General features: G+C 72.3%; 11 protein-coding genes. 6 read left to right on the top strand and 5 right to left on the bottom strand.

Annotated elements, in window-relative coordinates; translation table 11 throughout:
* Positions 1–2532: a DNA gyrase/topoisomerase IV subunit A gene (locus JI751_RS11035; RefSeq protein ID WP_201936217.1), complete on the bottom strand. Its 2532-nt coding sequence runs from the start codon at positions 2530–2532 to the stop codon at positions 1–3.
* Positions 2533–2613: 81 nt separating this feature from the next.
* On the opposite strand from JI751_RS11035, the gene JI751_RS11030 reads away from it, so the two are divergent.
* From JI751_RS11030 to JI751_RS11020, 3 genes are all read left to right on the top strand, one after another.
* On the top strand, positions 2614–5337 hold the full coding sequence (locus JI751_RS11030) for a bifunctional acetate--CoA ligase family protein/GNAT family N-acetyltransferase (protein WP_307814108.1): 2724 nt from the start codon (positions 2614–2616) through the stop codon (positions 5335–5337).
* A gap of 50 nt (positions 5338–5387) precedes the next feature.
* Positions 5388–5969, top strand: a complete 582-nt coding sequence (locus JI751_RS11025; protein WP_201936214.1) for a DUF5998 family protein — start codon at positions 5388–5390, stop codon at positions 5967–5969.
* 91 nt (positions 5970–6060) lie between these two features.
* The gene (locus JI751_RS11020; RefSeq protein ID WP_201936212.1) at positions 6061–7179 is read left to right on the top strand and encodes an alkaline phosphatase family protein; all 1119 of its coding nucleotides are present in this window, start codon (positions 6061–6063) and stop codon (positions 7177–7179) included.
* A gap of 270 nt (positions 7180–7449) precedes the next feature.
* On the opposite strand, the gene JI751_RS11015 is transcribed toward JI751_RS11020, so the two are convergent.
* The gene (locus JI751_RS11015) at positions 7450–8103 is read right to left on the bottom strand and encodes a thymidine kinase (protein WP_201936211.1); all 654 of its coding nucleotides are present in this window, start codon (positions 8101–8103) and stop codon (positions 7450–7452) included.
* A gap of 54 nt (positions 8104–8157) precedes the next feature.
* On the opposite strand from JI751_RS11015, the gene JI751_RS11010 reads away from it, so the two are divergent.
* A complete protein-coding gene (locus tag JI751_RS11010) occupies positions 8158–8484 on the top strand; it encodes a hypothetical protein (protein WP_201936210.1) in 327 nt (108 codons plus the stop codon).
* 2 nt (positions 8485–8486) lie between these two features.
* Here the strand turns inward: JI751_RS11010 and JI751_RS11005 are convergent, their stop codons facing one another.
* Positions 8487–8939 carry a hypothetical protein gene (locus tag JI751_RS11005; RefSeq protein ID WP_201936209.1) on the bottom strand — a complete coding sequence of 151 codons (453 nt, stop codon included), beginning with the start codon at positions 8937–8939 and terminating at the stop codon, positions 8487–8489.
* A gap of 54 nt (positions 8940–8993) precedes the next feature.
* On the opposite strand from JI751_RS11005, the gene JI751_RS11000 reads away from it, so the two are divergent.
* Positions 8994–9809 carry a sulfurtransferase gene (locus JI751_RS11000; RefSeq protein WP_201936208.1) on the top strand — a complete coding sequence of 272 codons (816 nt, stop codon included), beginning with the start codon at positions 8994–8996 and terminating at the stop codon, positions 9807–9809.
* Positions 9810–9812: 3 nt separating this feature from the next.
* Here JI751_RS11000 and JI751_RS21825 read toward each other — a convergent pair whose 3' ends face one another.
* Complete coding sequence (locus JI751_RS21825; RefSeq protein ID WP_201936207.1) at positions 9813–10649, bottom strand: MOSC domain-containing protein; 837 nt, start codon at positions 10647–10649, stop codon at positions 9813–9815.
* Positions 10650–10661: 12 nt separating this feature from the next.
* Positions 10662–11639 (bottom strand): septation protein SepH, encoded by a 978-nt coding sequence (sepH, locus tag JI751_RS10990; RefSeq protein ID WP_201936206.1) that lies wholly within the window; start codon positions 11637–11639, stop codon positions 10662–10664.
* A 187-nt stretch (positions 11640–11826) separates the two neighbouring features.
* Here sepH and JI751_RS10985 point away from each other — a divergent pair, with 187 nt between their 5' ends.
* Positions 11827–12462 (top strand): trimeric intracellular cation channel family protein, encoded by a 636-nt coding sequence (locus tag JI751_RS10985; protein ID WP_201936205.1) that lies wholly within the window; start codon positions 11827–11829, stop codon positions 12460–12462.
* Positions 12463–12464 lie beyond the last annotated feature (2 nt).

Below are 12464 nucleotides of genomic sequence, written 5' to 3'. Positions count from 1 at the left end.
TCAGCCTTCCACAGGGCCGGGCACGGAGTCGGTCGATCCGTCCGCGCGTCCGGCGACCTGACCGGGGACCTGACCGGCGACCTGGAGCGCCACCGGAGAGGCGATCGCGGCGATCGGCTGCGCCGCGGGTACGCCGGAGCCGTCCCGCCTGCCGGTCGCCTCGGGCAGGTCGACCGGGGCGCCGCTGGATGCGGCAGCGCGGGCCGGAGCGGGTCCGGCCCAGGCGTTGATCAGCGTGTCCTCGCCCTTGAGGAACCGGTGGCTGCGCACGCCGCCCGTGGCTCGGCCCTTGCCGGGGTACTCGCTGAACGGGGTGACCTTGACCGCCCCGGCCTCGGTACCCTCCAGCGCGGACGAGGAGCCGGACGCGGTCACGACGACGGCGTCGGCCGTCTCGAAGGCACCGAAGAACGCGACCTTCTGACCGGCGCCGAGCTTGATGCCCGCCATGCCGCCGCCCGAGCGCCCCTGGGGTCGCACGCCGGACGCCGGGAAGTGGAGGAGCTGGGCGTCGGTCGAGATGAAGCAGAGCTCCTCCTCGCCGGTCGCGAGCTCGACGGCGCCGACGACCTCGTCGCCGTCCTTGAGGCCGATGACCTCCCACTCGTCGCGGTTGAGCACCTCGGGGTTGACCCGCTTGACGATGCCGTCGCGGGTGCCGAGCGCGAGGCCCGGTCCCTCGGCGGTCAGCGAGGTCAGTGCCAGCGCACGCTCGCCCGGGTCGAGGGACAGGATCTCGCTCAGCGGGAGGCCGCCCTGGAGGTTGGGGTCGTTGGCCGAGTCGGGGAGCTCGGGCATGTCGAGCACGCCCACCTTGAGCAGTCGTCCGCGGCTGGTGAGGACACCGACCTCGCCGCGGGCGGTCGTCCGGACGGCGCTCGTGACCACGTCGTGGTTGGCACGGCCCTCGCCCTGCCCGGGTGGTGCCGCGGACGTCGTACGGGCGAGCAGGCCGGAGGACGAGAGCAGCGCGAAGCACGGGTCGTCGGCGACCTCGAGCGGCGTGGCGGACGCAGCGGTGACGGTGGTGCCGGCGGAGGCGAGCAGCACCGTGCGACGCGGGGTGCCGTGCTCCTTGGCGACCTCGGTGAGCTCGTCGGAGACGACCTTCCGGAGCAGCTTCTCGTCGGCGAGGATCGCGTCGAGGTACTCGATCGTGCGCTCGAGCTCGGCCTTCTCCTTGTCGAGCTCGAGCTTGGAGAACTTCGTGAGCCGGCGCAGCGGCATGTCGAGGATGTAGTCGGCCTGGAGCTCGGAGAGCTCGAAGATGTCGATGAGCCGCTCCTTGGCGACCGCGGCGTTGTCGGAGCCACGGATCACCTGGATGACCTCGTCGATGTCGAGGATCGCGATGAGGAGGCCGTCGACGAGGTGGAGCCGGTCGGCGGCCTTGCCGCGACGGAACGCGGAGCGACGGCGGACGACGTCGAAGCGGTGGTCGAGGAAGACGTCGAGCATCTCGCGCAGGCTCAGCGTGCGCGGCTGGCCGTCGACCAGCGCGACGGCGTTGATGCCGAAGGAGTCCTCGAGGGCGGTCTGGCGGTAGAGCTGCTCGAGGATCGCCTCGGGCACGAAACCGTTCTTGATCTCGATCACCAGGCGGAGTCCCTGGTGGCGGTCGCCGAGCTGCTTGATGTCGGCGATGCCCTGGAGCTTCTTCGCGAGCACGAGCTTCTTGACCTGCTCGACGACGCGCTCCTCGCCGACGCCGTAGGGGAGCTCGGTGACCACGATGCCCTTGCGGCGCGGGGTGACCGACTCGATGCGGGCGGTGGCCCGCATCCGGAAGGTGCCGCGGCCGGTCTCGTAGGCGTCACGGACGCCATCGAGCCCGACGATCTTGCCGCCGGTCGGCAGGTCGGGGCCGGGGATGAAGCGCATCAGGTCGTCGAGGGTCGCCTTCGGGTGGGAGATCAGGTGCTTGAGCGCCTGGACCACCTCGACGAGGTTGTGCGGGGCGATGTTGGTGGCCATGCCGACCGCGATGCCCGCCGAGCCGTTGACCAGCAGGTGCGGGATCGCCGCCGGCAGGACGACCGGCTCCATCTCGCGGGAGTCGTAGTTGGGCTTGAAGTCGACGGTGTCCTCGTGGATCGACGTCGTCATCGCGACCGCGGCCGGCGCCATCCGGCACTCGGTGTAGCGCATCGCGGCGGGCGGGTCGTCGGGCGAGCCGAAGTTGCCGTGCCCGTCGACGGTCGGGAGCCGCATCGACCAGGGCTGCGCCATCCGCACCAGCGCGTCGTAGATCGCCCCGTCACCGTGCGGGTGGAGGCGGCCCATCACCTCACCGACGACGCGGGCGCTCTTCACGTGCCCGCGGTCGGGCCGCAGCGACATGTCGTCCATCGTGTAGAGGATCCGCCGCTGCACCGGCTTGAGACCGTCGCGCGCGTCGGGCAGCGCCCGGGAGTAGATGACGGAGTAGGCGTACTCCAGGAACGACGTCTGCATCTCGTCGCGGATGTCGGTGTCGAGGATGTGCTCCTCGAAGTCGTCCGGGAGCTCCTGCTTCGTCGTACGGCGTGCCATGCGGGCCATTCTTCCCGGTGTCCCTCCGCGCCGGGGCGGGGGCACGCCGGTCGACGCCCTCCGGCGGCTAGATTGCTGCCCGTGACCGATGTCGAGGCCGAGCAGACGCCGCCGCCCCGCCACTGGGAGGCGGACGTGCTGCTGCGCGACGGGCGTACGGCGCACATCCGGCCGATGCAGCCGGAGGACCGCGACCTGCTCATCGACTTCTACAGCCGGGTGTCCGACCAGTCGAAGTACTACCGGTTCTTCTCGCCCATGCCCGAGCTGTCGGACCGCGATCTCGACCGGTTCACCCAGGTCGACCACCGCGACCGGGTCGCGCTGATCCTGCTCGTCGCCGGGCACATGATCGCGGTCGGCCGCTACGACACGATCCGGCCCGGCTACGCCGAGGTGGCGTTCCTCGTCGAGGACCAGCACCAGGGTCGCGGGATCGGGCAGCTCCTGCTCGAGCACCTCGCCCAGGCCGGGCGCGAGCGCGGCGTCGAGGAGTTCGTCGCCGAGGTGCTGCCCGACAACCAGGCGATGATCCACACGTTCCGCGACGCCGGCTACCAGGTGAAGAGCGCCTTCGAGGACGGCGTGATGGAGCTCGTCTTCCGGATCGACCCCACCGACACCGCCATCGGCGTGATGGAGCAGCGCGAGCACCGCGCCGAGTACGCCTCGATCGAGCGGTTCTTCTCCCCGAAGTCGGTCGCGATCATCGGTGCCAGCCGCCGCCAGGACACCATCGGCCGTGCGCTCGTGCGCCACATGGTGCTCGGCAACTTCGCCGGCCGGATCCACGTGGTCAACCCGAGCGCAGACTCCGTGGCGGGCATGCCGGCGTGGAAGACCGTCGCCGAGATCCCCGGCGACGTCGACGTCGCCATCGTCGCCGTACCCGCGGAGTCGGTGCAGGACGTCGTCCTCGACTGCGCGGCCAAGGGCGTGCACGGCCTCGTCGTCATCTCCTCGGGCTTCGCCGAGACGGGGGAGGAGGGCCGGTTGCGGCAGCGCCGCCTCGTCGGGCTCTCGCGCTCCTACGGCCTGCGCCTGATCGGTCCCAACGCGCTCGGCGTGATCAACACCGACCCCGAGGTCTCGCTCAACGCGTCGCTGTCCTCGGTGATGCCGCCGCGCGGTCGTGCCGGCTTCTTCTGCCAGTCCGGCGCGCTCGGCACGGCGATTCTCGAGAAGGTGCAGAACCGCGGCCTCGGCCTGACGACGTTCGTCAGCGCGGGCAACCGCGCCGACGTCTCCGGCAACGACCTCCTGCAGTACTGGGAGGAGGATGACGCGACCGAGGTGGTCCTGCTCTACCTCGAGTCGATCGGCAACCCGCGCAAGTTCTCCCGCGTCGCCCGCCGCGTCAGCCGTCGCAAGCCGATCGTCGCGGTGCGCTCCGGTCGCAGCTCGCAGGGCGTGCCGATGGGCCACGCGGTCCGCAAGATCGCTGCGCCCGCCCAGGCCGTCGACGCGATGTTCCGCCAGGCCGGGATCATCCAGGTCGAGTCGCTGGAGGAGATGTTCGACGTCGCCCAGCTGCTCGCCCACCAGCCGCTGCCGCGCGGGCGCCGGGTCGCGATCGTCGGCAACTCCGACGCGCTCGGCCTGCTCGCCGCCGACGCCGCCAACTCCGTGGGCCTGGTCGTCAACAAGCAGGTGCCCCTGGGCGCCGACGCGACGTCCGAGGACTTCGAGGACGCGCTCGACGGCGCGATCGACGACCCCGAGGTCGACGCCGTGGTGGCGATCTTCATCCCGCCGCTCAACGTCCCCGGCGCCCGCGAGGAGGTCGCCAACGTGCTGGCGGCGGTCGGTGAGCAGTCCGACAAGCCGATCGTCTCGACGTTCCTCGGCACCGAGGGCGTCCCCGAGCTCCTGCGCGTGCCCGACGTGGCCGGGTCGTCGGCGGGCCGCGGGTCCGTGCCGTCGTACCCGGCCGTCGAGGCCGCCGTGCGCGCGCTCGCCCACGTCGTGGAGTACGCCGTCTGGCTGCGCGTCCCGCAGGCCTCCGTCTCCGACGTCGAGCCGCTCGAGACCGATCCGGTCGACCGTGACACCGCGCGCCACCTCGTCAACGAGCTCCTGATGCACCACCCCGAGGGCCGCGACCTCGACTTCCCCGAGCAGCACCGGCTGCTCAAGGCCTACGGCATCGACCTGTGGGACACCTACGCGGTCGAGAGCCTCGACGAGGCGGCGACCGCGGGGGAGGCGCTGGGCTGGGACGTCGTGCTCAAGGCCACCGCCGACCACCTGCGCGACCGTCCGGACCTCGCCCACGTGTGGCGCAACATCGACTCGGCCGAGGAGATGGCCAGCGCCTGGCGCTCGCTCAACGAGCTGATCACCGACCCCGACCGGGCCGGCTTCGTGGTGCAGCGCAACGCGCCGCCCGGCGTCCCGATCACGATCGCTACGATGGAGGACCCGCTCTTCGGGCCGGTGCTGTCGTTCGGGATCGGCGGCCCGCTCACCGAGCTGCTGGGGGACCGGTCCTACCGGATCCCGCCGCTCGCCGACCACGACGCCCAGGACATGGTGCGCGAGATCAAGGCCTCGCCCCTGCTCTTCGGCTACCGCGGTAGCGAGATCGTCGACGTGGAGGAGATCGAGCGCCTGGTGCGCCGCGTGGCCCAGCTCCAGCACGACCTCCCGCAGGTGCGGGCCCTGCAGCTGCCGCTCGTGCTGGCGGGAGCGGGTGGGGCGACGGTGCTCGGCGCCAGCGTGCGGGTCGAGCCGGTGAAGGACCCGCGCTCGGACTGGTTCGTCCGCCGCCTCTCCACGATGCCCGGGGACACCATTCCCGACTGAACGGCGCCGCTGGCCGCCCCGCCCGGGCGTGCGCGTGACAGACTGGCCGCATGCCCCGCTCGACCCGTGACGCGGACGTCTCCCACGACCTCCGCCAGGCGATCCACCGCACCGGCTACTACCCCGAGGTCGTCGCTGACGGCGTGTTCTCGGCGGCCGGGGGCGAGGAGGTCCTCTCCTACTTCGTGCACCACGAGACGACGTTCGACCACGAGGAGGTACGCCGGCACCTGACGGCGCTCCTCCTGACGCCGACCCGCCTCGTGATCGCGCACACCGACGAGCACCCGGGTGACGACATGCTGCCCGAGCCCTACACGTCCACGACGACCGAGGCGGTGACCCTGACGTCCATCCGGACCGTCGTCGTGACGCGGATGGTCGCCAATCCGACGGCCGGGGTCGCCCCGCCGGCCGAGGCCGTGCTCACGATCGGTTGGGGCGGCGTCGGTCGCGTCGACCTCGAGCCCGCGGGCTGCTCGGACCCCAGCTGCGAGGCCGACCACGGCTACACCGGCACCATCGCCGGCGACGACTACACGCTGCGCGTCTCCGCGGCGGCCGAGGGTGCCGACGCCGTCAGCGCACTGCTGGCCTTCTCGGACTCGCTCTCCGCGCGGACGCGCGGATGAGCACCCCACGGCGTTCTCTGCCTCCCCCGCTTCGCTCCTCCGGCCGACAACGCCGCAGGGACCCCGCTCGCCTCCACGATTCGACCTGAGCGTGACTGGCCTCACCCCACCGGCGTACGGCGACCGGTCGCTCGCCGACGTCCTCCCCTCCGTCGCCCGCGCGCTGGGCGCAGACCTCGACGGCCACCCCGTGGGGCTCGAGCTGCCCGCGGCGCCGTCGTACGTCGTCTTCCTCGTCGACGGGCTCGGCGCCGAGCTGCTGGAGCGCTACGGCCACGCGGCGCCCTACCTCGCCTCGCTCGTGGCGGGCAGCGCCACCGGGACTGCCGGCGTCCCGTCGACCACCGCCACGTCCCTGACCTCGCTCGGCACCGGGCTGGCGCCGGGCGCGCACGGACTGGTCGGCTTCACCGCCCGCATCCCCGGCACCGACCAGCTGCTCAACCACCTGTCCTGGGACCGGCCCGTCGACCCGATGGACTGGCAGCCGCACCCGACGGCGTTCAGCCGCCTCGCGCGCGCCGGGGTGCACGTCACGTCGGTCAACAAGCGGGAGTTCGCCGGCTCCGGCCTCACCGTGGTGTCCCAGCGGGGGGCAACCTACGTCGGGGCCGACCGCGTGGGCGAGCGGATCGCCGCGACCGTGAGCGCTTCGGCGCACCACCCGTCGCTGACCTACGTCTACGACTCCGACCTCGACTGGACGGGCCACAAGTTCGGCGTGGCCTCGACCCAGTGGCTCCAGCAGCTCGCGATGGTCGACGCCGAGGCCGAGCAGATGCGCGAGGCACTGCCCGCGTCGACGCGCCTCCTGGTCGTCGCCGACCACGGGATGGTCGACAGCCCGCGGGACGCCCGGGTCGACGTCGACGAGGTCGACGGCATGCGTGACGGGCTGTCGTTGCTGGGTGGTGAGGCACGATTCCGGCACCTCTACTGCGCGGCCGGCGCGGTGTCCGACGTGGTCGAGACCTGGCGCTCGGTGCTCGGCGACCGGGCCACCGTGCTGACGCGCGAGGACGCCATCGGGCGCGGCTGGTTCGGCCCCGTCGCCCCGGGTGTGCTGCCGCGCCTCGGCGACGTCATGGTCGCCTGCCACGGCGACCTCGGTGTCATGTCGTCGCGGGACTTCCCCTACGAGGACACCCTCGTCGGGCTCCACGGCTCGCTCACCTCGACGGAGATGCTGATCCCGATCCTGGTCGGGTGAGCCTCCACTGGACCGTGAGTCTCCTGGAGACTCACGTGGCTGCTGAGCGTGGAGCTCGGGCGCACTGGCCCGTGAGTCTCCGAGAGACTCAACGTCCAGCGCCGGACTCGGCGGGCGGCTCCTGGCCCGTGAGTCTCCGAGGGACTCAACGTCCAGCGCCGGACTCGGCGGGCGGCTCCTGGACCGTGAGTCTCTGAGCGACTCACGGGCCAGTGGAGCGTCGGAACAGCCGGAAGTCGGCCTTGAGTCTCCGAGAGACTCACTGTCCACTCAGCCGAAGGGGAGCGGCTCCGGAGCAAGGCTGACGGCCTTGGCCCGGTCGGCGGTCAGCCGGCGGCGGAAGTGCTGGCGGCACAGCACCTCGTAGGCCACGTCGGCGGGCGGCTCGTCGGCCTGCTCGACGTCGCCGACGACGATCACCTCGCCCTCGACGACCATCGCGCCGTTCTCGGTGCGGGCGTTGTGGGTGGCGCGCTTGCCGCACCAGCAGAGGGCCTCGACCTGGAGGACGTTCATCCGGTCGGCGAGCTCGACGAGGCGGGCGCTGCCGGGGAAGAGGATCGAGCGGAAGTCGGTGAGGATGCCGAAGGCGAAGACGTCGATCTGGAGCTCGTCGACGATCTTGGCGAGCTGGTCGATCTGGTCAGCGGCGTAGAACTGGGCCTCGTCGCAGATCAGGTAGTCGATCCGACCGCCGCGGGTCAGGGTGTCGACGACGTAGGCCCAGAAGTCGAAGTCGGACTCGACCTCGAGCGCCTCGTGGGTGAGCCCCAGCCGGCTGGACACGGTCGCGGCTCCTGCGCGGTCGTGCGTGGTGAAGATCCGGCCGACGCGACCCCGGGCGGCGTGGTTGTGGTTGGTCTGGAGTGCCAGCGTGGACTTGCCGGAGTCCATCGTGCCCGTGAAGAAGTGCAGTTCAGCCATGACCCGGCGATCCTGCCACAGCGGACGCCCGCGCCGCGGACTACCGTGCCGGGCATGGAGGAAGACTTCACGCGGATCGACGCGATCGCCGAGGAGATCGCCGCCGAGCGACGTCGCCAGGTCACGCGGTGGGGTCGGCAGGACCACCCGTCGGTCGGTCCGGGCGGGACCGAGCCGTTCGTCCCTGTCGTCGAGCGGTGGCGTGCGGTCAACGACGCACGCATGGAGTCGGGCGCTCACTCGTGGGACGCGATCCTGCTCGAGGAGGTCTTCGAGGCGCTGGTGGAGTCAGACCCTGTACGTCGCCGGGCCGAGCTGGTGCAGGTGGCGGCCGTGGCCGCCGCGGAGATCGAGGCGATCGACCGGGCTGCCGGCCGCTGACGTCAGGTCGCCCCGCTGTGCGCGCGGCGGGTGAACTCGACGTAGCTGACCCACAGCAGGAAGCAGCCCACCTGTGGCGAGACCGGTTCGCTCAGCTCGATGCGGCTCCGCGTGGTGAAGATGCCGGACGTCCGGGCCTCGCCGACCTGGGTGCCGGCACGCGAGATGGCGAGTCGGGTGCCCCAGAAGCCGCTGGTCGCGACTTCGTAGGGCTCCGGTCCGCCGGTGACCGCCCATCTGTTGACGAAGAACCCGGACCGCTGGGCGTGGAGCCGCTCGGCGCCGTCGAGCTCGGCGACCAGGCTGCTCCACGTCCACCCGCTGGTGGCGCGGTACAGCCACTGCTCCGGACCGATCTGCACCTCGGCGCGCTCGCGGAACCACGACCGCTCCGCGCGCGCCACCTCCACCCCGTCGGCGAGGATCACGTCGCCGCTCGCCCAGTCGAGCTCCATGCCCCCACCCTGCCAGCCGTCGGGGGTGCGGGCGAGGCGTGGGACAGTGGCGCCATGAGCGACGGGCCCCTCATCAGTCCGGACGAGCTGGCGGCTGACCTCGACCGCTTCACCGTGCTCGACGTCCGCTACCTCATGGGCGGCCCACCCGGCGAGGACCAGCACCGCGACGGCCACGTGCCGGGGGCGGCGTACGTCGACATGGACCGCGACCTGGCCGACCCGCCGGGCCTCGGTGGTCGCCATCCGCTCCCCGACGAGGGGCGCTTCGCGGAAGCGATGCGGCGCGCAGGCGTGAGCGACGACCGGCCCGTGGTGGCGTACGACGACTGGCAGGGCCGCGGCGCTGCGCGGGCCTGGTGGCTGTTGCGCTTCCACGGCCACAGTGACGTGCGGGTGCTCGACGGCGGGTGGTCGGCGTGGATCGCGGCCGGGCTCCCGGTCGAGAGCGGCGCGGTCGAGGCCGGGGCGGGGGACTTCACGGTCTCGAGCAGCAAGCGGATGCCCGTGGTCGAGGCCGAGGACGTGATGGCTGTCGATGTCCTCGTCGACGCCCGCGCGCCCGAACGATTCGCCGGCACGGTCGAGCCCGTCGATCCTGTGGCGGGGCGCATCCCCGGCGCGCTCAACGTGCCGACCACCGTCAATGTCGACGATGCCGGGCGTTTTCGGTCGGCGGGCGAGCTGCGCGCGGCGTATGGGCAGGTCGGCGCCGACGGCACCGGGTCGGTCGCCGCCTACTGCGGCTCCGGGGTCACCGCGGCCCACGACATCCTCGCGATGGAGGTGGCCGGCATCAGGGCCGCGCTCTACCCCGGCAGCTGGAGCGGCTGGATCACCGACCCCGGGCGGCCGGTCGAGCGCGACTGAGCGTCAGGAGACCGTGACCTCGTCGCCGACGACGATCGTCCCGGAGCCCTCGGGCACGAGGTGGGCTGCGAACATCGTCTTGCCGCCGACGAGCCGGTGGCGCGCCAGCGTGCGGATCGGCTCCTTGGCCGTCGTCAGCGTCGTAGCGTCGATCGTGGTCATCACGCAGCGCCCGACCGGCTTGGTCACCCGGAACCGCACCCCGTTGATCGTCAGCGCCTCCCACTGGTCCTCGGCGAAGGGCTCGTCGCCGTCGACCACGAGGTTGGCGCGGAACCGTTCGATCGGGAGCGGTTCGGGCGGCTCCTCGCCGAGCTCGAGCGCGCGCTCGGCGATCCAGTCGTTGAGACGTCGCAGCGACGCCAGCGACGCGACGGTGACCGGGAACGAGTCGGGGAAGGCGGCGTGGTCGCCCGGCAACGAGAACCCGGGTTGGAGGGTCCGACGGGTGGGGTCGTCGCACCACACCAGGCGTACGTCGTCGCGGCCGAGCGCGGCACGCAGCCACGCGTCGGCGTCGGGACCCGCCGGCCTGGCGAGCAGGTCGAGCGAGAAGAGCCGGACCGGTTCGGGGTCGCCGCCGGGCTCGTCGAGGAGCAGGTCGGGGAGCCCGGGCGCCCGCAGGCGCAGGGCGCACCCGACCGCCTGATCGGTGTCTGGGGTGTCGGCGACGACGTGGAACAGCGCGTGGACCTCACGCGCCGAGACCAGTCGCGCGTCGCTATCGACGACCATCCACGTCCGGTCGCCGCGCAGGCCGCCGGGGCGGACCTCGATCGAGCGGACCGGCCGGATGGCTCCGGACTTGAGCGGGTGGACGTTCACCCCGAGGAGCTGCACCTGGTGACCCGGCTAGTCGTTCTTGCCGCCGCCGAACATGATCTCGTCCCAGCTCGGGACCGACGCACGTCCGCGCTTCTTCGCCGGGCGTCGGGGCTCGGGTGCCTCGGCCTCCGGCTCGTCCTCGGCGGCGGTCTCGGCGGCGGTCTCAGCGGGCTGGTCGGAGGCGGGCGACTCGTCGTCGAGGTAGGCCTCGACGGGCTGCTCGGTGCCGAGCGTCGCCCCGCTGATCTCCATCGTCGTCTCGGTCGCGGACGCGGGCTCGTGCGTCTCCTCGTCGTCGGAGACCATCTCGATCGCGTCGTCGCCGAAGGCGGGCTCCTCGCCGACCGCGCTCAGGCGGCGCTGGCGTGCGGCGGCCAGGTCGTCGGCAGCGTGCTCGGCGCTGGCGTCCGGGGTGGCGGGCGTCGCATCGCCGACCAGCCACCGGGCGTCCTCGTCGTCGACGGTCACGAAGTTGCCGCGGGGGTCGTGGGAGAAGGTGCCCGTGCCGGTGCGGCCGGCGACCTCGTAGAGCGCGGTCAGGGTCCAGCGGCCGTCCTCGCGGCGCCAGGCGTCCCACTCGACGGCGGCGGGGTCGACGTTGTGCGAGCGCAGGTGCGCGCTGACGGACTCACCGAGCGTCCGGGCGCCTGAGTCGCTCGAGCGACGGCGGACCGATGCGAGCTGCGCCCGCTCGGCGACGTGGGCGCGCTCGGCCATGACCGGGGCCGCGAACGGCATGATCTTCTCGACCGATGTCCCGGCGGCGTGCGCCACGGCTTCGGGCGTCTCGCCGGCCCGGATGCGGGTCTGGATGTCGCGGGGACGGAGGCTTGATTCCATCGGGATCTCCAACTGGCCTGGGGTGTGCGGGCCGCTTGCGGGCGCGCCCGAGAGGGCGCGACGGAGTCGGGCGTCGATCGCCAGGGTGTGCTCCTGGCCCGACTCGTCCACCAGCAGCAGGCGCTTGCCGTCCCCGCTGCGTCCGGTGAACGTCAGCTTGGCCATCGACAGCGTGCTCCTGCCTATTTGCTCGTGTGGGTTGCTCGTCTGGTGGTCTCGGTACGGCGGGCGCACCGCTTCGCTCGAGCCTACGCCAGCGGCACGCTCCGGCACGGTTGCGGCCGCGGCGCGCCGAGCGGCGGTGGTCACGGTGATTTCGCCGGTCCCGGCCCCGTACGCCTAGCCTTCGGAGGTGCCCGAGACGGAGTTCGCCACGACGCTGGTCGTCCTCGACCTCACCGGCATCTTCGTCTTCGCCGTGGCGGGTGCGCTGGTGGCGGTCCGGAAGAACCTGGACCTGTTCGCGGCCCTCGTCCTCGGCGGTGTCACCGGCCTCGGCGGCGGCTTCATCCGCGACGTGCTGATCGGCGCCACGCCGCCCGCGGCGCTCGCCGACTGGCGCTACCTGCTCGTCCCGATCGCGGCAGGCCTGGTGACCTTCTTCTTCCACACGCTGGTCGGCCGGGTCGAGCGCGTGATCACGGTGTTCGACGCCTTCGGGCTCGCGCTGTTCTGCGTCACCGGAGCCCTCAAGGCCGTCGACTACGGCCTCGAGCCGCTGCCGGCGGCGCTGCTCGGCATGGTCACCGGCATCGGCGGAGGCATGATCCGCGACGTGCTCGCCGGCAGCGTGCCGGTGATCTTCGAGGGGGTCCTCTACGCCACTCCCGCGCTGATGGGTGCAGCCGTCGCGGTGCTGCTCAACCGGACGGAGCTGCCGCTCGTGGTCGTGGCGGCCGCCGGGTTCAGCACCTGCCTCGGCTTCCGGTTGCTGGCGATGGTGCGCGGCTGGCGCGCGCCGCTGCCCAAGGGCCCGGCCAACGTCTGAGG

The organism is Nocardioides baculatus, assembly GCF_016735675.1.
Taxonomy (GTDB): domain Bacteria; phylum Actinomycetota; class Actinomycetes; order Propionibacteriales; family Nocardioidaceae; genus Nocardioides; species Nocardioides baculatus.
The sequence above is the reverse complement of the archived record's forward strand: the minus strand, read 5'-3'. Positions and strand labels throughout refer to the sequence as shown.